General features: G+C 72.6%; 17 protein-coding genes. 8 read left to right on the top strand and 9 right to left on the bottom strand.

Features of this window, described 5'->3' with window-relative positions:
* The first annotated feature begins 255 nt into the window (after window positions 1-255).
* The gene (locus ACFVIM_RS04915) at window positions 256-1,509 is read left to right on the top strand and encodes a styrene monooxygenase/indole monooxygenase family protein (protein ID WP_384298530.1); all 1,254 of its coding nucleotides are present in this window, start codon (window positions 256-258) and stop codon (window positions 1,507-1,509) included.
* 90 nt (window positions 1,510-1,599) lie between these two features.
* Here ACFVIM_RS04915 and ACFVIM_RS04910 read toward each other — a convergent pair whose 3' ends face one another.
* Both ACFVIM_RS04910 and ACFVIM_RS04905 read right to left on the bottom strand, forming a co-directional pair.
* Window positions 1,600-2,727 carry a C40 family peptidase gene (locus tag ACFVIM_RS04910; protein ID WP_384298528.1) on the bottom strand — a complete coding sequence of 376 codons (1,128 nt, stop codon included), beginning with the start codon at window positions 2,725-2,727 and terminating at the stop codon, window positions 1,600-1,602.
* A gap of 184 nt (window positions 2,728-2,911) precedes the next feature.
* Window positions 2,912-3,178 carry a hypothetical protein gene (locus ACFVIM_RS04905; protein ID WP_384298525.1) on the bottom strand — a complete coding sequence of 89 codons (267 nt, stop codon included), beginning with the start codon at window positions 3,176-3,178 and terminating at the stop codon, window positions 2,912-2,914.
* Window positions 3,179-3,358: 180 nt separating this feature from the next.
* Here ACFVIM_RS04905 and ACFVIM_RS04900 point away from each other — a divergent pair, with 180 nt between their 5' ends.
* The 5 genes from ACFVIM_RS04900 (at window position 3,359) to ACFVIM_RS04880 (ending at window position 9,219) form a co-directional block, all read left to right on the top strand.
* Window positions 3,359-4,621 carry an ABC transporter substrate-binding protein gene (locus ACFVIM_RS04900; RefSeq protein ID WP_384298523.1) on the top strand — a complete coding sequence of 421 codons (1,263 nt, stop codon included), beginning with the start codon at window positions 3,359-3,361 and terminating at the stop codon, window positions 4,619-4,621.
* Between the two features lie 5 nt (window positions 4,622-4,626).
* Window positions 4,627-5,613, top strand: a complete 987-nt coding sequence (locus ACFVIM_RS04895; protein ID WP_384298520.1) for a carbohydrate ABC transporter permease — start codon at window positions 4,627-4,629, stop codon at window positions 5,611-5,613.
* A gap of 69 nt (window positions 5,614-5,682) precedes the next feature.
* Window positions 5,683-6,486, top strand: a complete 804-nt coding sequence (locus tag ACFVIM_RS04890) for a carbohydrate ABC transporter permease (protein WP_384298517.1) — start codon at window positions 5,683-5,685, stop codon at window positions 6,484-6,486.
* A gap of 4 nt (window positions 6,487-6,490) precedes the next feature.
* Window positions 6,491-8,074, top strand: coding sequence for an amidohydrolase family protein (locus ACFVIM_RS04885; protein WP_384298515.1), 1,584 nt, complete (start codon window positions 6,491-6,493; stop codon window positions 8,072-8,074).
* Window positions 8,071-9,219 carry a DegT/DnrJ/EryC1/StrS family aminotransferase gene (locus ACFVIM_RS04880; protein WP_384298512.1) on the top strand — a complete coding sequence of 383 codons (1,149 nt, stop codon included), beginning with the start codon at window positions 8,071-8,073 and terminating at the stop codon, window positions 9,217-9,219. The genes ACFVIM_RS04885 and ACFVIM_RS04880 overlap by 4 nt, the downstream gene beginning before the upstream one ends.
* 16 nt (window positions 9,220-9,235) lie before the next feature.
* On the opposite strand, the gene ACFVIM_RS04875 is transcribed toward ACFVIM_RS04880, so the two are convergent.
* From ACFVIM_RS04875 to ACFVIM_RS04865, 3 genes are all read right to left on the bottom strand, one after another.
* Complete coding sequence (locus tag ACFVIM_RS04875) at window positions 9,236-10,090, bottom strand: alpha/beta fold hydrolase (RefSeq protein ID WP_384298510.1); 855 nt, start codon at window positions 10,088-10,090, stop codon at window positions 9,236-9,238.
* 116 nt (window positions 10,091-10,206) lie between these two features.
* On the bottom strand, window positions 10,207-11,040 hold the full coding sequence (locus ACFVIM_RS04870) for an NAD(P)H-binding protein (RefSeq protein WP_384298507.1): 834 nt from the start codon (window positions 11,038-11,040) through the stop codon (window positions 10,207-10,209).
* A 70-nt stretch (window positions 11,041-11,110) separates the two neighbouring features.
* Window positions 11,111-11,302, bottom strand: a complete 192-nt coding sequence (locus ACFVIM_RS04865; protein WP_384298504.1) for a hypothetical protein — start codon at window positions 11,300-11,302, stop codon at window positions 11,111-11,113.
* Window positions 11,303-11,860: 558 nt separating this feature from the next.
* Here ACFVIM_RS04865 and ACFVIM_RS04860 point away from each other — a divergent pair.
* On the top strand, window positions 11,861-12,478 hold the full coding sequence (locus tag ACFVIM_RS04860) for a LysE family translocator (RefSeq protein WP_384298502.1): 618 nt from the start codon (window positions 11,861-11,863) through the stop codon (window positions 12,476-12,478).
* Window positions 12,479-12,603: 125 nt separating this feature from the next.
* On the opposite strand, the gene ACFVIM_RS04855 is transcribed toward ACFVIM_RS04860, so the two are convergent.
* Both ACFVIM_RS04855 and ACFVIM_RS04850 read right to left on the bottom strand, forming a co-directional pair.
* A complete protein-coding gene (locus ACFVIM_RS04855; RefSeq protein WP_384298499.1) occupies window positions 12,604-13,182 on the bottom strand; it encodes an HAAS signaling domain-containing protein in 579 nt (192 codons plus the stop codon).
* Window positions 13,179-13,553 carry a PadR family transcriptional regulator gene (locus ACFVIM_RS04850; protein WP_384298497.1) on the bottom strand — a complete coding sequence of 125 codons (375 nt, stop codon included), beginning with the start codon at window positions 13,551-13,553 and terminating at the stop codon, window positions 13,179-13,181. Before ACFVIM_RS04850 ends, ACFVIM_RS04855 begins: the two co-directional genes overlap by 4 nt.
* 1,167 nt (window positions 13,554-14,720) lie before the next feature.
* Between ACFVIM_RS04850 and ACFVIM_RS04845 the strand changes: the two genes are divergently transcribed.
* Complete coding sequence (locus ACFVIM_RS04845; protein WP_384298495.1) at window positions 14,721-15,947, top strand: XRE family transcriptional regulator; 1,227 nt, start codon at window positions 14,721-14,723, stop codon at window positions 15,945-15,947.
* 52 nt (window positions 15,948-15,999) lie between these two features.
* Here ACFVIM_RS04845 and ACFVIM_RS04840 read toward each other — a convergent pair whose 3' ends face one another.
* Window positions 16,000-17,076, bottom strand: coding sequence for a mandelate racemase/muconate lactonizing enzyme family protein (locus ACFVIM_RS04840; RefSeq protein ID WP_384298493.1), 1,077 nt, complete (start codon window positions 17,074-17,076; stop codon window positions 16,000-16,002).
* Between the two features lie 438 nt (window positions 17,077-17,514).
* The gene (locus ACFVIM_RS04835; RefSeq protein ID WP_384298491.1) at window positions 17,515-18,768 is read right to left on the bottom strand and encodes a hypothetical protein; all 1,254 of its coding nucleotides are present in this window, start codon (window positions 18,766-18,768) and stop codon (window positions 17,515-17,517) included.
* Window positions 18,769-18,920 lie beyond the last annotated feature (152 nt).

The following is an 18,920-nucleotide window of genomic DNA, read 5'->3' as shown; positions in this document are numbered from 1 at the left end:
CGGCTCCCCCGAGTGGCTCCGAGGAGCTGAGCGGCTCCGAGCCGCCCCGAGTGGCTTCGCACAGCCCCGTGAGCTCTGAGCGGCTTCGAGCACCTCCGTGGAGCCGCCATCCCGGGCGATCCCTCCGGAGATCCTCCCGGCCGATCCCCCGGGGCGCCCCCGGGTGATCCCCGGTGATCCCGCCGGGCGAACACCCCGAGTGACCCCCCGCCCCTCCCCGAAAAGTCCCCTCGCTCAGACGAAAGAGATCACCGTATGCGGAAGATCCTCATTGTCGGCGCCGGTCAATCCGGTCTCCAGCTCGCCCTCGGCCTCCAGTCGCGCGGGTACGACATCACCCTGATGTCCAACCGCACGGCCGAGGAGATCCGCTCCGGCCGGGTCATGTCCACCCAGTGCATGTTCCAGACCGCCCTCCAGCACGAGCGCGACCTCGGCATCAACTTCTGGGAGCCGCACGCGCCGGACATCGAGGGCCTCGGCGTCTCCGTCGCCGGGCCCGACGGACAGCGGGCCGTCGACTGGGTCGGCAGGCTGCGCGGCCATGCCCAGTCGGTGGACCAGCGGGTGAAGATGGCGGGGTGGATGGAGACCTTCGCACAGCGCGGGGGTCAGCTCGTCATCCATGGCGCGGCCGTCGGGGACCTCGACTACTTCGCCCGTACCTATGACCTCGTCATGGTCTCGGCGGGCAAGGGCGAGCTGGTCTCCATGTTCGGCCGGGACGCCGCCCGCTCGCCCTACTCCACCCCGCAGCGGGCGCTGGCCGTGGCCTATGTGCACGGTCTGGGGCCGCGTCCGGAGCATCCGGAGTTCGACGCCGTGCGGTGCAATCTGGTGCCCGGGGTCGGCGAACTGTTCGTGATGCCGACCTACACCCTCTCCGGCCGGGCCGACATCCTCTTCTGGGAGGGGATCCCCGGCGGTCCTCTGGACGCCTTCCAGGGGATCCGGGACCCGGGGGAGCATCTGCGGCTCACCCTGGAGTTGCTGGAACGTTTCCTCCCTTGGGAGTACGCCCGTGCCACCAAGGTGGAGCTGACCGACGCGGGCGGCACCCTCGCCGGTCGTTACGCCCCCACCGTGCGCCACCCCATCGGCCGCCTCCCCAGTGGCGGGCTGGTGCTCGGCGTCGCCGACGTCGTGGTCGCCAACGACCCGATCACCGGTCAGGGCTCCAACTCGGCCGCCAAGTGCGCGGCCTCCTATCTGGAGTCGATCGTGTCCCACGGGGACCGGCCGTTCGACGGGGAGTGGATGCGGTCCACCTTCGACCGTTACTGGGAGACCGCCCAGCACGTCACCAAGTGGACCAACGCCATGCTGGCGCCCCCGCCGGAGCACGTCCTGAACGTGATCGGCGCGGCGGGCTCCCTCCAGCCGGTCGCCGACCGGTTCGCCAACGGGTTCGACGACCCCTCCGACTTCGAGAACTTCTTCTACGAGCCGGAACTGGCCGGGGCGTATCTGGCCCAGGTCGCGGCTGGCGCGGCGGTCGCCTCGCCGTGAGGGCGCCGCTGGGGTCCCGGTGATCCTTGAGGGCCTTGTGATCCTTGAGGTCCTTGAGGCCCTGCTGAGCCAGGGAGATGTATACGTGCGTTACGGAAGCGGAGCCTCCTCCTCTGAGTAGCCCCGGTCCGGTCCCGCCATGGCCCCCTCGGGCAGCCGTGGCGGGACATACCGGTCCAGCGGCACCCCGCCCTCATCCGGGCGGACCGCCCCCAGCACTGGGTTCGCCGCCAGCGGGGAGACCTTCACCACCGCCCCCGGACGCGGGGCGTGCACCACCTGGCCGCCCCCCAGATACATCCCCACATGCGTGGCCTTCGGGAAGTAGACCACCAGATCCCCCGGGCGCAGCTCGCCCAGCGGCACCCGGGGCAGCGAGGCCCACTGCTCCTGACTCGTCCGGGGGATCGGGCGGCCCGCGCCCGCCCAGGCCCGTGAGGTCAGCCCCGAGCAGTCGAAGGTGTCGGGCCCGGCCGCGCCCCAGACGTACGGCTTGCCGATCTGGTCCACCGCGTACCGTACGGCCGCCTCGCCCTCGGCGGTCGGCGGACGGTCGGCGGCCGGGGCGCCGAGCGCGCCGGAGGCCGTCAGGGAACGCTGGGACGCGGGCGAGGTCAGCGCGGTGAGCTGGGCGGGTGTCAGCGCCGCCAGCGTCCGCTCGACCTCACGGAGCTTCGCCGCCGCCCGCGCGCTCGCCGCCCGGTGCCGGTCCGCCAGCGCGCGCTCCCGGTCCAGCGCCCGGCGCGCGGCGGTGGCGAGCGTGGCGGCGCGGTGGGTGTCCCGCTGGCTCCGCGCCAGGGTGGCCGTGCGGCGGGCCGCCACCCGCGCCAGCAGATGGCCTTCGTCCAGGGCGCTCTGCGCCGACCGGGCGAACAGCAGCCGCAGCGGCCGCGACAGCTCCGAGCCGCCCTGGTACTGGGCGCGGGCGAACCGGCCCGCCTCCGTACGGGAGATGTCGAGACGCGCCCGCGCCCCCGCCAGCGCCCGGCCGAGCGTGGCCGAGCGGGTACGGGCCCGGGTGAGCTGGGTCTGCGCGGTGCGATGGGCGGCCGTCGCCCGCTCCGCCTCCCGGTAGAGGGACGGAAGACGGGTGAGCGCCGTCGTGGCGGACGGGGGCGCGGGACGGCCCCCCGGATCCGGGTCGGCGAGGGCCGGGGCCGTCGCGGCGGTGGCGAGCAGCGCGGCGGTGCACGCCGTACGGAGCAGTCGGGCTTGCATGGCGCCTCCGGTGGGGTGGGCGTTACGGGCGCAGCGTGGAACCCGTCCGCCGCCCCCGCATCCGGGGCTGCTCCGCCTGGCCCCGCCCTGTCCTCCGTACCGGCCCGGCCGGTCTCCCGCCGGGCGCGCCTCCTTGCGGGTCCGGCCCCCGTCGAACCGCCCCGCGCGGTACGCCCGTACCGCTCTACGAAGAGGACCGGAACGGCCAGTTCCGGGTGGGGCGGGTGCGGCCCTCGGGGGCGTACTCGTACTTCCATCCGCGTTGCAACCCCAGCCGCTTGGTGTAACCAGCGGGTGCGCGTCGGTACACATGGACTGTCGGCGGACGCCCGTCGTCGTTCGGCACGGGGATCTCGTACCACTTCGGCGGATGGCCCGTCGGTCCCACCAGTACCGGCAGTACGCGTCCGTCCAGCGGTCCGCCCACGAAGGGGGTGTTCTCACTTCTCACAGCGGTCAGTCTGTCCCAGGTCCCCCACCGGGCCGACGGCGGGCACGCCCCGAACTCGCACGAACGCTCCAAGGGCGACCTGATACCGATGCATTGACATGCCGTAACCACAGAGTTACTTTCGGCCCAGGCCGAAACTCGGGCGCTGACTCCCTCTCTCAGGTCTTCCGGAGGCCCTTCATGAAGACAGGCTTCACGCGCGCGGCGGCGCCGCTCGCGCTGCTCACCCTGACCGCCGGGTTACTCGCGGGCTGTACGGAGGACGGCGGCTCGGGCTCCTCGAAGAAGGTCACCGTCTGGATGTTCCCGGTGATCATGAACGCGGCCGCCAACGCGGAGTTCTGGGAGTCCGTCGAGGAGAAGTACGAGGCCGCCGAGAAGGGCGTCGACCTCCTCATCGAACAGCAGCCCTGGGAGAACCGGGACCAGAAGCTCGCCACCGCCTTCGCCGGGGGCAAGGGCCCCGACGTGGTCCTCCTCGGCCCCGACCAGATCCCGCAGTACCACGCCAACGGCGCCCTCGCCCCCGTCGACCGGGCGATCGAGAAGGACAAGGCGAAGTTCCGGCCCGCCGCCCTGGCGGCCATGTCCCAGGACGGCAAGGTCTACGCGGCGCCCTTCTACCACACCGTCACCAGCACCCTGCACAACAAGAAGCTGCTGGCCAAGGCGGGGATAAGCACACCGCCCACCACGTGGGACCAGATCCGGGCCGCCGCCCCCAAGCTGAAGAAGGCCGGGCTGAGCGCCCTGGACTACTCGGCGAGCAACGAGGCCTCCCTCAATATGAGCTTCTACCCGCTGCTGTGGCAGGCGGGCGGGAAGGTCTTCGCCGACGGCGGCAAGAAGGTCGCGTTCGACGGCCCCGAGGGACTGGCCGCCCTCACCTTCCTCACCGATCTCTACAAGAGCGGCTCGGTGCCCCGTTCGGCCCTGACCAACGCCAACCTCTTCACCGACCAGGCCCTGGGCAACCAGAAGGTCGCCACCGGCTTCACCAACACCCCCGCCGACGCCGAACTGGCCGCCAAGGCGTGGGGCGCGGAGAACGTGGTCGTCGGCACCCCGCTCAAGGGCGTCAAGCAGGTCTCCTTCGGCATGCCCGGCGGCCTCGGCATCAACGCGCGCAGCAAGAACATCGCGGGCGCGGAGAAGTTCCTCACCTTTATGACCCAGCCCCAGCAGATCATCGACATGGGCCAGGCCGCGGGCTTCTTCTCCCCGCGCACCGATGTGACCGTGCCGCATGACAGCCCCTACGCCAAGCCGTACCAGGAGGCGCTGGACCACACCTTCCCCGGTGAGCCCCACCCGGCGGCCCGTCAGCTGATGTCGCTGGTCAGCCCCGAGATCCAGGCCGCGCTCACCGGCAAGAAGTCGCCCAAGGAGGCCCTGGAGGAGGCCGCCCGCGCGGGGAACGACCTGCTGGCACGGCAGCGCTGACGACCATGCTCACCAAGGATCCCGAGAGCACAGGTGAGGCGGACGGCACCGCCGCCCCCGCGAGCCGCACCGGGTCCCCGCGCCGCCGCCGGACCGGGCCCCAGCGCCCCTCACGCGCCGGACGGATCGCCCGGCGCCGCGAGGCCCGGGTCGGGCTCGCCTTCGTGGCGCCGATGCTCCTGCTCTTCCTGGTCTTCCGGTTCGGCCCGACCCTCGGCGGCTTCTTCCTCTCCCTCACCGACTACCGGCTCAGCGGTCAGTGGGAGTTCATCGGCGCCGAGAACTACTCCCGGCTGCTCGACGACGACCTGTTCTGGGAGAGCCTCGGGGTCACCGCCCTCTACACCGCCGTCTTCGTGCCGCTGACCGTGCTGCTCTCGCTGGGCACCGCCGTCCTGCTGCACCGCACGGTCTGGGCCCGGGGCTTCTTCCGGGGCCTCTTCTTCCTCCCGTACGTCACCAGCGTCGTGCTGGCCGCCGTCATCTGGAAGTGGATCTACGACCTGGAGGACGGCCTCCTCAACACGGCCCTCGGCTGGATCTCCCTGGGCCCCGTCGACTTCCTCGGCGACGACAAGCTGGTGCTCTCCTCCATCGCCGTCACCTCGGCCTGGAAGGGCTTCGGCTACTCGATGCTCATCCTGCTCGCCGGGCTCCAGTCCATCCCGCGCGAGGTCGTGGAGGCCGCCACCATCGACGGCGCCTCCGCCTGGCAGCGGTTCCGCTGGGTCACCCTGCCGCTGCTGCGCCCGGTGCTCTTCTTCGTGCTGGTCATCGAGGCCATCGGCGCGTTCCAGGTCTTCGACGCGATGTATGTGATGACCGGCGGCGGGCCGGTGCGGGCGAGCTACTCGCTCGTGTACTTCCTCTATGACTCCGGGTTCAAGTTCTTCGACTTCGGTTACGCGAGCGCCATCGGCATCGTCCTCTTCCTGGTCGTGCTGGTCTTCTCGCTGATCCAGCGCCGGCTCATCGGCAGGGAGGCGGACTGATGGCGCGGTGCTTCGTGGGCGGGGAGGCGGAGTGATGGCGCGGTTCTTCGTGGGCGGGGAGGCCGGGTGATGGGGCGGCTGAGGCTGCCGGTGCTGCTGATCCTGGTGGCGCTGGTGACGGTCACGCCCTTCGTGGCGATGGTGCTGGTCGCCTTCGCCCCGCCCGGCGGCAAGACACTGCCGGGGGCCTTCGACCTCACCCGCGCCACCTGGGAGAACTTCACCGGAGTGCTCCAGACGGCCGACATCACCCGCTGGGCCCTCAACTCGCTGGTCTACTCGCTGGTGTCGGTCGTCCTGATCCTGCTCTTCGCCTCCATGGCGGGATACGCCTTCGCCAAGAAGCGCTTCCCGGGCCGGGAGATCCTCTTCTGGTCCTTCCTGGCGACGCTGATGGTCCCCTTCCAGGCCACGCTCATCCCGTACTACCTCCTCATCTCGGAGATGGGCGGGGTGGACACCTACTGGGGCATGATCGTGCCGACGCTCGCCAACTCGCAGGCCGTCTTCCTGATGCGCCAGTTCATCGCGCAACTCCCCGACGAACTGTTCGAGGCCGCCCGGATCGACGGCGCCTCCGAGTGGCGGATCTATGTCACGGTCGTGGTGCCGCTGATCCGTCCGATCCTGGCCACGCTGGGCGTCTTCGTCTTCCTGTGGCACTGGAACGACTTCCTGTGGCCGCTGGTCATCGGCCAGTCGGGCGAGATGCGCACCCTGACGGTGGGGCTGGCCACGCTGGAGGGCGAGAACGTCACCATCAACCAGATCATGGCGGGCGCCACCATCACCGTGATCCCCTGCCTGCTGGTCTTCGGCCTGCTCCAGCGCTATCTGACGGACTCGATCGCGACCTCCGGCATGAAGTCGTGACGCCGTGAGCCGCGCCCCCGTCGTCGATATCCACCGGCTGTGGGGGCCGCTGCCGTACGGACACGAGCCCGGTGCCTTCGTCCGGACGCCCGACACCCTCGTACGGACACCGGACACCGCCCTGCCCGATCCGGCCCCCCTCCTCCATGAACTCGACCGGCTCGCCATCGACACCGCCTGTGTCAGCCACACCCACGCCACCCACGGCGACCCCCGCGACGCCACCGCCGTCCCGCCCCTTCCGGCCGGGCGGCTGGTCCCGGTCCCGGTCCTGATCCCCGGCCCGCTCGGCACCGGCCTCCCGCCCCCTGGCACCCGACTGGTCCGGCTCACTCCCGCCGCCCACCACTGGACCCTGACCGGCGCCCATGCCCGCGCCCTCACCGGCGAGCTGACCCGCCGAGAGACCGCCGTCCTCCTCCCGTACGACAGCGCCACCCCCGACGGCCTGGACCGTTTCGCCCGCGCCGCGCCCCGGCTCACCACCGTCCTCACGGGCACCGGCTACCGCTCGTTGCGCGACCTCGCCGACCTCCTCGACGCCCACCCCCACCTGAGGGTGGAGACCTCCACCCTCGCGGGCCATCTCCAGGTGGAGTGGCTGGTACGGAGATACGGAGCCGGGCGGGTCCTCTTCGGCACCGGAGCCCCCGAGACCGACGCCGCCGGGCCGCGCTACCAGCTCGCCACGCTCGATCTGCCGGAGGCCGACCGGGACCGGATCGGCGGCGGCAACGCGCTGCGCCTGCTGGGCGTACAGGAGACGCTCTCCGCCCGCGCGCCGCTCACCGAGACGGCCGCCGTCCCCCCTCCGCTCACCCTCCCCCGTACGGAACGGATCGTGGACGCCCATGGCCACCTCGGCCGGTGGGGCGCCTTCGCGATCACCGACGGGAGCGCGGACGGGCTGGTGCGGGCGATGGACCGGCACGGGATCGCGACCGCTTGCGTCTCCCACCTCCTCGCGGTCGGCCCCGACGCCCGGACCGGCAACCGCCTGCTGCTCGACGCGCTCGCCGCCCACCCCGGGCGGCTGCTCGGCTACGCCGTCCACCAGCCCCACGACCCGGAAGGCCCCGCCCGGCTGGCCGAACTCCTCGACGCGCCCGGGGTGATCGGCGTCAAACTCCACCCGGAGACCCACCGCCTCCCGCTGGACTACCCCGCCTACGACCCCGCGTTCGCGCTCGCCGCCGAGCGCGGCCGGATCGTCCTCGCCCACAGCGAGTACGGCTCCCTCCACTCCGATCCGGCCCGATTCGCGGCCGTCGCGGCCCGCTGGCCCGGGGTGCCGATCCTGATGGGCCATGCCGGGCTCTGGCCCCGGGGCCTGGTGGCCGCCGCCGGGATCGCCGCCGACCACCCCCACCTCGTCCTGGAGATCTGCGGCTCGCGCACCACCGCCCACCAGCTGACCCGGCTGGTCCGCACGGTCGGCGCCGACCGGGTCGTCTTCGGCTCCGACGCGCTCTTCCTGGATCCGCGCACCACCCTGGGCCGGGTGCTGTTCGCGGAGCTGACAGGGGACGAGCGCCGCGCGGTCCTGCACGGCACGATGGACCGGCTGCTCAGCGGGGTGGGCCCATGACCCCGGTACGGACGCGGGGCTGGCCGACCTGGCCGCCGCCGCCCACCGGGCGGCAGCGGGAGGCGCTGCTGAGGGTGCTGGAGAGCGGCCGGTGGGGCGCCACCTCGGGCGAGGAGACCGAACGGTTCGCCGCCGCCTTCGCCGCACGGGTCGGCGCGGCCCACGGGGTGTGCGTGGCCAACGGGACCATCGCCCTCTTCCTCGCCCTGCGTGCCCTCGGCGTACGGCCCGGGGAGGAGGTCATCGTCCCGGCCTACACCTTCGTCGCCACCGCCACGGCCGTGGTGCTCGCCGGGGCCGTCCCCGTCGCCGCCGATGTCACCGACACCCTCCACCTCGACCCGGCCGCCGTCGACCAGCTCGCCGGGCCCCGGACGACGGCGGTCATCCCCGTCCACCTGGGCGGTGCCCCCGCTGACACCGACGCCCTGCGCACGGTCGCCCGCCGCCACGGCCTCGCCGTCGTGGAGGACGCCGCCCAGGCCCACGGCGCCCACCGCCACGACCGCCCGGCGGGCACCCTCGGCGACGCCGCCTGCTTCAGCTTCCAGTCCAGCAAGGCGATGACGGCGGGCGAGGGCGGCATCGTCGTCACCAGCGACCGGGCCGTGTACGAACGCCTCTGGGCGCTCCACAACGTCGGCCGCTCGGTGGACGGCGGCGCCTGGTACGACCACCCCCGCCTCGGCTGGAACCTCCGGATGACCGAGTTCCAGGCCGCCCTCCTCCACCCCCAGCTCGACCTCCTCGACCCCTGGATCGACCAGCGCGCCACGAACGCCACCGCCCTCGCCCACGCCCTCTCCTCCGTCCCCGGCCTCGACCTCCTCCCCGCCCCACCCGGCACCACCCGCCACACCTGGCACCTCGCCCTGCTGCGCTACACCCCCTCGGCCTTCGGCGGCCGCCCCACCGCCGACTTCCTCACCGCGATGGCGGCGGAGGGCGTCCCCCTGGCGGCGGGCTACCGCTCCCTGACCCGCGAGCCCGCCGTGGCTCCCCAGCTGGGCCGGTTCGCGTCGTGCCCGGTCGCGGAGGAGGCGGGCGCGTCGGTGGTCTGGCTGCGCCAGGAACTCCTGATGGCGGAGGAGGGCGCGATGGCGGACGTGGCGGAGGCGGCGGAGGCGGTGCGGGAGCGGGGCTGACGCCTCAGCGGGCCCGTCAGTCCTCCGCGAGCCCCGCCAGCACCTCGGCCGCGCCCCGGGGGTGGACCAGCCAGCGGAGATGGCCCCCGGGGAGGGTGTGGACATCGAAGGGGTTGTCCGGGGTGAGGGCGTCGGCCTCGCGGATCATGCGGTCCTGGACGGCGGGCGGCATGCTGGTGTCATCGGCCAGGCGGATGTACGTCCGGGGGATCCGGCCCCAGGTCGCGGCCTGGGCGCGGTCGGCTGAGGTGCCGACGTCCAGGTTCTCGTCCGGCTGGAAGGTGTTGAGGAAGGTACGGAACTCGTCGTCGGTCAGATCGGCGGCGAAGGCGTGCCGGAAGGCGGCGAGCGCCTCCGGGTCGGCGGTGCGGAAGTTGACCCGGAGGGCTCCCAGCTCGGCCGGGTTCGCGGCGACGGCGCCCGCGAAGGCCATCGGGTCGACCGAGGCCATCTCGGGCTCGCCGTAGTAGTCGTTGACGTCCAGCTCGACCGGGCACCAGGCGGAGACGTAGCAGATCCGGTCGATGAGGTCGGGCCGGGCGTTGGCGACGGCGGTGATGGTGATGCCGCCCCGGCTGTGGCCGACGAGGATGACCGGCCCGTTGCGCCGGGCCCGCTCCAGTACCTCGATGACATGGGCGACGTTGTCGGCGAGGGTGACCCCCCGTATCGCGCCCGGCGCGGTGGCGAGCCCGGCCGGGTCCTGGGGGGCCTGGTAGGCGGCGGGGAAGGTGGCCTGGAAGCCGTGGCCGGGCAGGTCGAGGGCGACCGACCGGTGCCCGAGCAGGCCGAGTTCGGCCTGGAGCGGCGCGAAGGAGAACGAGTTGGCGAACGCGCCGTGGACGAGGACGAAGGTCGGTGAGTTTCGCATCCCCTCAGACTCCGTCACGGTGATCTTGGAGACAACCCCGGTCCGTGATCCCCGGCCCTGTCCTGCCCTGCCCTGCCTGGCCCGTGCCCCTGCCCAGCCCTGCTCCGGCCCGGCGCTCAGCGGAAGGCGGCCGCGTGCTCCACCGCCCACTGCCGCACCGTACGCCCCGGCTCTCCGGTGACCCGCGAGACCGTGTCGCGCACCGCCACCAGCGCGTCGTTCAGATCACGGCCGGTCAGATCGAGCACCGCGTCCGCGGTCTCGTCGCCGAGGAGGGTGGCGAGCCGCCGGTGGGCCTCCTCCAGTCCGACGGTGGCGTACGGAACCTCCCGCCCCAGCGCCGCTCCGAGCGCCTCCAGCTGCCCCCGGGCCGTGACCAGCTCCGGCCCGGTGAGGGTGTGGACCCGCCCCCGGTGGCCGGGCTCGGTCAGCGCCACCCGGGCCACGGCCGCGATATCGGCCGGATGGACCGTGGGCAGCCCGACCTCCGGATAGGGCAGGAGCACCGGCTCGCCCGCCCGGATCGTCTCCGCCCACCACAGCGCGTTCGACGCGAACTGGGTCGGCCGCAGCACGGTCCACGCCAGTCCGCTCTCCCGCAGGGCTTGTTCCGCCTCCCGCTTCTCCCGGGCGGCGGCGAGGTGCGGATGGCTCTCGACCACGATGGACGACACCAGCACCACATGTTCCACTCCGGCCCGCCGGGCCGCCGTGATGATCTCCTCCTCCGACCCCATCCCGCTGACGAGGAAGAGCGAACGCACCCCGTCCAGGGCGGCCGCCAGCGACGCCGGATCGCCGATGTCGCCCTCCACCCCCTCCACCCCGTCCGGGAACGCGGCGCGGGCGAGGTCGCGGCTGAGGGCCCGCACCGGCCCGGCACCGGTGGCCAGCAGTTCTCCGAGCAGGGCGCCGCCGATGTTCCCGGTCGCTCCCGTCACAAGGATCACGGGTCTCTTCTTCCTGTCGTCGGGAGATGATCAACGAGGCAGGACGGTAGGACCTCAAGCGCGGTTCAGGTCAAGGGGTGTTGTGGGTGTCGGGCTGTTCGTTCCGCTCCTCCGGTGGGTGGGTGGTGGTCAGATGGCGGTGGAGGAGTACGCGGTACTCGGCGGTGAGGGCTTCGAGGGTGTCGCCGTAGTGGCGGGAGCGGATGATCAGCCGCTCCCCGTCGGCGAGGGCCCGTTCGCGATGCTTTCGGGGGGTGGCCATGGTGTGTCTCCAGGAGGGTGGGGGCCGGGGCGATGGCGAACGTGTCGCGGTGGGGGCCGTCCGGGATGACCACGGAGACCGGTTCGGCCCGCTCCTCGCCGTAGTGCTCGCACTCCCACGGCGGTTCAGCCTGGTGTATCGGCAGAGTCCGCTCAACTTCGCGGCCGAGACAGAAATGTTGGAGATTGTCGGCCCACCCGAAGGAATGGAACCCGGAGGCGTCACCTCTGGTGAAATGCGGGGCGGGCTCCGCAGCTCACGGATGCATCGCGGGTTGACCTCGCAGAGGGTGGATGGGCTACGCGGTGCCCACATCGCCGAGGGAAACCGAGAGGAGATTTTCAACTTTTCGTTTTCGGCCTGAGCGGGCACGGCGCTGGAGACCGGCGCTACCGGTGAATGCGCCGGGAGGTTCGGCGCGGCGGGCTGGTGGAGAGCCTCGTGGAGATCCGGGTCGGTGTGGCGACGATCACGAGAATCCAAGCTTCCTTCGGAGCGCCGGGGCCCTGGGTATGCGCCTCTGGACGGAACGGATGGCCCGTTGCTTAGGCTCACCGGGTGGAGTGGCATCAGGTACTCGGTTTCACGGCCGCCGTCATCCCCCTCACCCTCACGCCCGGGACCAGCTTCACCCTCGTCACCCAGCGGGTGATCAACGGCTCCCGCAGGGACGGCGTGCTCGTCGCCCTCGGCACGGCCTGCGGGCTCCTGGTCCACGCGGCCTTCGCCGCCGTGGGACTGTCGGCGCTGGTGATGTCGTCGGCGTGGGCCCTGACGGCGGTACAGATCCTGGGCGGGGTCTATCTCGTCTGGCTGGGCGTGACCACCTGGCGCTCCGCCCGCCGGGATCCCGCCGGGGCGGGCCCGCCCGCTCGCGGGGCCGGGCTCGGGGGCTTCCGTCAGGGCTTCTGGGCCAATGTCACCAACCCGAGGGCGGTGACGGTCTATCTCACCCTCGTACCGCAGTTCCTCACCCCGGGCCGTCCCGTCGCGCCGCAGATCGCGGCGCTCGTGGCCGCGCACGTGGTCGTCCTCCTCGGATGGCTGCTGTTCTGCGCGTCGGTGATCTCCGCCGCGCGCGGGGTCCTGGACACGCCGGGGTTCCGGCGCGGGATGAGCCGTGTCGCGGGGGTCGTGCTGGTGGGTCTGGGCATCCGGATGGCGCTGGGGAGCTAGCGTCGGCGGCTCATGTCCACCGGCAGCCGGTCGTCGCCGACCACGACCGGGTAGGCCGGGATCCGTACCCGTACGCGGGTGTCCACGGCCTTCCGCTCCTCTCCGTAAGACGGCACCGCCCGCGTTCAGGCGCGGCGGACCCGCCAGAGCCATACCGCCGTGCCGGTGATCAGGGTGAGCGCTCCCAGATTGCCCAGCAGGGCCGGGATCTGCTCCGCCGCGTGACCCGAGACCAGGTTCCAGGTGATGAAGACGCCGGTCGGCAGGACGAGGGTGAGCAGCACGCCGACGGTCTTCTGGACGGCACTCCAGTGCACCGAGGTGCAGAGCAGTACGGCGCCGGTGAGGCGCAGCACGACGGCCGGCAGCGACACGGGCAGGACCGGGACGAGCATGATGACGGCGGCGGAGAGCGTGGTCATCAGGAGCGGGACCAGAGGGTGCACCTTGCCGCGCCGGGCGGATGCGCCGGTATCGCCCTGGGGCGCTCCCGCCTCGGCCAGCGCCGTCGCCGCGATCGTGCGGGGGTCCCCCAGCTCCGTCAGGACCGTACCGACCGCCGCGCCGGGGCGCTCGGCGCGCGTCACCTCGATGTGCTCGGCGAGGTCGGCGAGAAGCTCCTGGCGCCGGTCGGCGGGGAGCGCGGAGGTCTCGCGCTCGACGGCGGAGAGGTAGTCGCGTACGGGGTCGGCGGACGTCTTCATGCGGGGTCTCCGGTCGCGGGGTGCGGGGTGGTCAGGAAGCCGTCGACGGCGTCGCGGAAGCCGGGCCAGGCGCGGGTGAACTCCTCCAGCGCGGCCCGGCCGCTGTCGGTGAGCGCGTAGTAGCGCCGGGGCGGCCCGGAGGTGGATTCCTGCCAGGTGGTGGTGACCAGGTCGTCGCGGCGCAGCCGGGAGAGCAGCGGGTAGACCGTGCCCTGACTGGTGGCCAGGGCGCCGGACTCCTCCAGAGCGTGGAGCAGCTCGACGCCGTAGCGGGGGCGGTCCCGCATCAGGGCGAGGACGCAGTACTCCAGGACCCCTTTGCGCAGTTGGGCGGCGGCCCGGGCCTGCTTGGTCGAATCGCCTGGTTCCATGCGATGCAAGATACCTGGGGCGGCAAGTGCGTGAGGAAGGGGGGTGCCCTGAGAGCGCCAGGCGGGGCGGTCTGTGGCGGCGGTCGGGGCGACGGCCGGTCATTCGCATGGAGGGCCGGACGAGTGGCCCGGAACGCGACATGGCGCTGGAATGAAGGTGGGGAGAGCCTCCTTGCGGTCCCTGCGTCCGGCTCGCTGGGGCTGGTCCGGCAGGCCATCCGGTCGCTCGGTAGACGGGCGATCGACCAGTGAGGGTCAGTCGGCGGCGATGCACCAGCTCATCGGTGAGCATTCGCCGTGGCCGCACGTGAGTCTTTCGGGAATCCGGCGAGGGTGACCTTGACCGTGGACCGCCGTGGATTGTCACGAGCGGGAGGAGAGGCCAGGTACGAGGCTGAGGGGATACGGCGTGAGGGAGGCGCAGGTTGTGGCGGGCGTGCCCGACCCCACTTCTCCATTGTCTTAAAGGCCCGGTACGACTTTGTCTGCTTCACGCAGCGTGCTGGCTGGAGGTGCGGCGTCCGCCGATGGAGACGTGACCAGGGGGAAGCTGTCAGCGCACCTCTGTAGCTGTGGACGGTAGGTGGCTCATGACCTCCCGCCGGGTTGGCTGTTCAGCCACTGCTGCAGGGCAGCTGCCTTCCTTGGGCGTCCCAGCAGAACATACGCCTGCTCCCACACCACCGGATCCGCCAGTGGTAGCCCTCTCCACGAACTGGTAGTCCGTACGGGCAGCGGCACGACCGCGTGCGCAGTTCTCAAAGCGAACCCCACAAGCAGGTCGATTGAGTGATCACCACCGTCGATGACAAACCGTCGCCGCGTCGCGTACAACCGATCGCCGCCCGTTCCGTCAGAGAACCGGAAGCCTCCCTCCTCCAATGCTTCGCTTACCAGGTCCTCCGGAGCGTCGACTGTCAGATCCCAGTCATTGGCAACCTCGGCAAGCCCAAGCGCCACGAGTAGGCCAGACCCGCCAAGTGCTGGTTGCATGCCGCGCGCACCTAGCTGTCGGACTACGTCATGAACCAGGTCGAGAGGTGGAGTCCGCATGACAGCCAGCATAGGTAGTTCACCGTGAGCCACCCTGCTGTCATCGTCTGACTGGCGTGTCATCAGGTGGAGTTGATCCGCTCAACTGCCGACACCGCCGCCTTGATCTCCCGCATGGAACGCGGCAAGCGGCCGCTGCCGGACGTCGTCCTGCTCCAGCGCATTGCGGACACGCCGAACATCCCGCCCCAGTTGCTGGGGCTCGCTCCGCGACACACCCCCTGCTCGCCCTGGGTCTTCACGCCTCACCCGTCCCGTACGACAACTAGGGTTGCGCCACTGCCGTCGTTCGGTGAAGAGGGTGAGGACCCAGTGCGACGCCGCAACCTCCTGGCCGCCGGCCTGGCCACTGCTGCCACGGGCACGGCCCTCGGTGCCGGGCCCGCCTCCGCACATCCGGCGCTGGCCAGTCTGGAAGATCTCCTGCTTCATCGTGGTGGTCCGGGCCCCGGGACCGAAGCCACCGCGCACACCGTCTCCGCGGCCCTCGCCGCTTCCCAGCGGGAGTTCGGCACCTGCCGTTACGAGACCCTTGCCCGCGCCCTTCCCGGGCGGATCGCCCTCGCCCGCGCTCTCGGTGGACAGGGAGGGGCGGAGGAGCGGTCCGCGAACGCCGTCGCCGAGCTGTACAACACCGCGACCCGCCTGTGCATCAAGCTTGGCGAGGACGGGCTGGCCGCCGTCACCGCGGATCGGGCCCTGACCGCCGCTCTCGCCGGGGCGGACGCGCTCACCGTCGCCGAGGCCCATCGCATGGTCTCCAGCTCCTGGCGCCGCCAGGGCCACCACGCCCGCGCCGCCGACGTCGCGGCCAGCGCCGCCCAGCAACTGGCCGCCGACCGTACCGCTCCCGTCGCCGCATGCCTGTCGGTCCAGGGAAACCTCTACGCCACCGCCGCCTACACGGCGGCCAAGCAGGGCGATCGTCACACCGCCCACGTACTCATCGAGGAGGCTGCGGCGACCGCTGAACGCCTCGGCCAGGATGAACAGCGGGCCGGTACCGCCTTCTTCGGGCCCAGCCAGGTCCTGTTGCACCGGATCTCGATCAGCCAGCTCCTCGGCGACGCCGGACAGGCCATCGACCACGCCCGGAGCGTCGACGCCGCCGCGCTGCCCACCGCCGAGCGCCAAGCGCGCTACTGGATCGATGTCGCCCGCTCCTTCGGTCAATGGGGCAAACCCGACCGCTGTTACCGCGCGCTGCTCGCCGCCGAGGCCGCGGCGGCCCAGGAGGTCCGGCGTGGTGCCGTCCGTGTCCTGGCCGCTGACCTCGTGCGGTACGACAGGCGCCTTCCCGGGGTACGGGCGTTCGCCCAGCGCATCGGAGCGCTCGCCTGATCGTGCTGTCCCGAGGCGCGCGATGGGCCCGCCGCCGTTCCCGGCGACACCCCTACAGATCGTCCCCCAGCCCCGCCACCCCCGGCAGCGTCACCCGGCCCGACTCCGCCGCGCCCGCGAACGCCTTCGGGGCCAGCGGCTCGGCGGCCACCAGGAGGGGGCCCACCAGGTCGGGGGCGACCGTCGCGCCCGGGAGGGCCGCCGCCAGGTGGGCGGCGGCCAGGGTCGCGACGCCCAGTTCGGGCATGGTGCCGAGCTTCACGGGCAGGCCCGCCGCCGCCGCGACCGCGGCCACCTGGCGGGCCGGGTACAACCCGCCCACCTTCAGGAGCTTGATGTTGAGGACGTCGGCCGCCCCTCTCCGTACGATCTCCAGCGCGTCCTGGAGGGAGTGAAGGGACTCGTCCGCCATCACCCGGACGGCTCCGGCGCGGCGCAGGGAGGCCATGCCGTCCAGGTCCCAGCGGGGGAGGGGCTGTTCGATCAGGTCCAGGCCCGCGTCCGCGAGGCGGGTGACCGTGTGGGCGGCGGTGGCGGGGGAGTAGCCCTCGTTGGCGTCGAGGGAGAGTTCGGTGGTCGACGGGATGGCGTCGCGGACCAGGCGGACCAGACGGATGTCCGCCTCCGGGTCGTCGCCGCCCTTGACCTTCACATGGGTGAAGCCGCGCGCGGCGTACTCGGCGGCCTCCGCCGCCATCTCGTCCAGCGTGCCGAGGCCGACGACCCACGCGGTCTCCACCGGGTCGCGGACGGCGCCGCCGAGGAGGAGGTGCAGCGGCCAGCCCGCGGCGCGGGCCGCCAGGTCGTGCAGGGCGATGTCGAGGGCGGCCTTGGCCAGGCGCTGGCCCCGGATGGCGCGGTCCATGGCGGTGTGGGCGCCCGCGAGGTCGCGCGGGTCGCGGCCGATGAGGGCGGGGGCGACATGGTCGGTGACGGCGGCGGCCAGCCCGGCGAGGGTCTCCCCGGTGTAGGCGGTCATGGGGGACGCCTCGCCATGGCCGGTGGCGCCGTCGGTGGTACGGACCTCCACCAGGAGGCTGACGAGTTCGGGGCTGGTTCCGCTGCTGATGACGAAGGGGCGCCGGTAGGGGGCCCTGATGACGCGCGTCTGGATCTCGGCGATCTTCAAGCACGGCTCCTTCGGTTTACGGCCCGGACCCGAACGGGGCCGGGCGTCCGCCCGGATTCAGGGGAGACCCGGGTGCGTTCACCCGGATTCGGAGGAGACCCGGGTGCGTTCACCCGGGCCCGGCGCGGCCTGGGTGCGTCGTTCCGTTCACCGGGACCTGGTGCGGCCCGGTTCCGTTCATCTGGATCCTGTGGGGCCAGGTTCCGTTCACCCGGAACCTGTGCGGCCCGGCTGTGTCGGCCCGGGTCGAGTGCGGCCCGGTTCCGTTCGCCCGGGTCGAGTGCGGCCCGGCTGTGGTGGCCCAGGCGCGTGCGGCCCGGGTGCGTTCCCCCGGACCCTGAGAAGGGCCCGGGTGCGTTTCGCCGGGCCCCGAGGCGGACTCCGACGCTGACCCGGGCGCGTTCACCCGGACTCCGGCCCCGGGGCCGACCCGCGTGTTCAGAGGCGTACGCGGTAGACGATCGGCGGGCGGCCGGTCTGGCCTTCCTGGCGGCTGCCCGTGGGGACGGCGACACCCGCCCGCTCCAGGCGTTTGAGGATGCGGCGGGCGGTGCGCTGCTGGACGGAGAGGTGTTCGGCGACCCGCAGGGCGGTGAGTCCGCCGTCCGGGCCGCAGGCGGTGGCCAGCTCCCGCAGCCGGTCCACCGTCGCCGGGCTGAGGCCGACCCGGCGGGCGAGCGCGGCCGTGCCCTCGGGGCCGCCGCCGAGGGTCAGCGGCCTGGGGCGTCCGCCGTCGATGACGATGTCGACGTCGTCGGCGAGACAGACCACGGCCGCCACCGACCCCACCGAGCGGGCCCGGTTGACCGCCCGCCGCGCCAGGGACTCCGCCTCGGCCGCGGTACGCCCCAGGCCGAAGCCCAAGTGGGCGGCGCCGTAGCGGTCGGCGAGGGTCTCCAGGAAGGGGAGGGTGGTGAAGCCCTCGCTGACCTCGGCGAGGACGCCCTTCGTGGTGACGATCAGCCGCTGGCCGTCGGGCAGGTCGGCGATCGAGCCGCCCAGGACCCGCAGCTCGGCGGCGAGTTCCCGTTCGGCGGCGGGGCCGCGGCGGGCGCCGGGCAGGTCGACGATGCCGAGCGCCACCCGGGCGTCCCCGCTGTGGGCGCCCGCCGTCGCCAGCACCAGCGCCTGGAGGGTGGAGCGTATGGAGTGGCGGGCCGGTGCCAGCCGTACCGTGTGCATCTCGTGGTCGAGCAGATGGAACGCGGAGCCCAGACAGGTCAGCGCCACCCGGGTCCGCTTGCGCTCCCGTGCCTGGAGGTGGAAGTCGGCGATCTCCCGGGAGGTCAGTCCGGGCCGGTGCGGCAGCACCTGGACATGCTCGGTGGGGAGCTTCGCCTCGGTCAGGGTCTCCATGACCTCGCCCCGGGGCAGGGTGTCGATGGAGATGCGGGAGACGTCATGGCCGAGCCGCAGCAGCTCCACCAGGGCCCGCAGCAGGGTGGCGCCGCTGTACGGGACGTACATCGCGGGCCGGTCCAGCAGCCCCGCCGCCGCCGCGAGCGAATGCGGCACCACCCCCGTGAACAGGAGCGCGTCCGCCTCCTCCCGCGCGCGGACCACCCGGTCGAGGGTCTCGTCCTCATGCCGGTAGGCCAGCGGTACGAGGCGCTCCGCGCCGGAGGCGCCGCCGACCGCGATCACCTTGGGGACAAGGTCCTCGGGACCGATGACGCCGACCGTGAGTGCCATCGGCCGGTCTCCGTTCTCTGGGGCGCCGCCACGAGCGCGGCGCTGCCGTGGCGCCGCCGTCGGGTGCCGGGGTCGGACACGTCCGGGCGGGCGGAGCCCTCTCGTACTCGTACACGTACGGCGCCGTCGCCGCCATGGCGCGGGGCGCGCCC

This window comes from Streptomyces sp. NPDC057638, from assembly GCF_042800315.1.
GTDB lineage: Bacteria > Actinomycetota > Actinomycetes > Streptomycetales > Streptomycetaceae > Streptomyces.
The sequence above is the reverse complement of the archived record's forward strand: the minus strand, read 5'-3'. Positions and strand labels throughout refer to the sequence as shown.

What these genes read in the sequence shown, in the direction of transcription:
- ACFVIM_RS04900 (WP_384298523.1), top strand. Translation starts at nt 3,359, where the DNA reads ATGAAGACAGGCTTCACGCGCGCGGCGGCGCCGCTCGCGCTGCTCACC.
- ACFVIM_RS04835 (WP_384298491.1), bottom strand. Translation starts at nt 18,768, where the DNA reads ATGGCACTCACGGTCGGCGTCATCGGTCCCGAGGACCTTGTCCCCAAG.
- ACFVIM_RS04865 (WP_384298504.1), bottom strand. Translation starts at nt 11,302, where the DNA reads ATGGCCACCCCCCGAAAGCATCGCGAACGGGCCCTCGCCGACGGGGAG.
- ACFVIM_RS04875 (WP_384298510.1), bottom strand. Translation starts at nt 10,090, where the DNA reads ATGCGAAACTCACCGACCTTCGTCCTCGTCCACGGCGCGTTCGCCAAC.
- ACFVIM_RS04890 (WP_384298517.1), top strand. Translation starts at nt 5,683, where the DNA reads ATGGGGCGGCTGAGGCTGCCGGTGCTGCTGATCCTGGTGGCGCTGGTG.
- ACFVIM_RS04915 (WP_384298530.1), top strand. Translation starts at nt 256, where the DNA reads ATGCGGAAGATCCTCATTGTCGGCGCCGGTCAATCCGGTCTCCAGCTC.
- ACFVIM_RS04845 (WP_384298495.1), top strand. Translation starts at nt 14,721, where the DNA reads ATGGAACGCGGCAAGCGGCCGCTGCCGGACGTCGTCCTGCTCCAGCGC.
- ACFVIM_RS04855 (WP_384298499.1), bottom strand. Translation starts at nt 13,182, where the DNA reads ATGAAGACGTCCGCCGACCCCGTACGCGACTACCTCTCCGCCGTCGAG.
- ACFVIM_RS04880 (WP_384298512.1), top strand. Translation starts at nt 8,071, where the DNA reads ATGACCCCGGTACGGACGCGGGGCTGGCCGACCTGGCCGCCGCCGCCC.
- ACFVIM_RS04895 (WP_384298520.1), top strand. Translation starts at nt 4,627, where the DNA reads ATGCTCACCAAGGATCCCGAGAGCACAGGTGAGGCGGACGGCACCGCC.
- ACFVIM_RS04910 (WP_384298528.1), bottom strand. Translation starts at nt 2,727, where the DNA reads ATGCAAGCCCGACTGCTCCGTACGGCGTGCACCGCCGCGCTGCTCGCC.
- ACFVIM_RS04850 (WP_384298497.1), bottom strand. Translation starts at nt 13,553, where the DNA reads ATGGAACCAGGCGATTCGACCAAGCAGGCCCGGGCCGCCGCCCAACTG.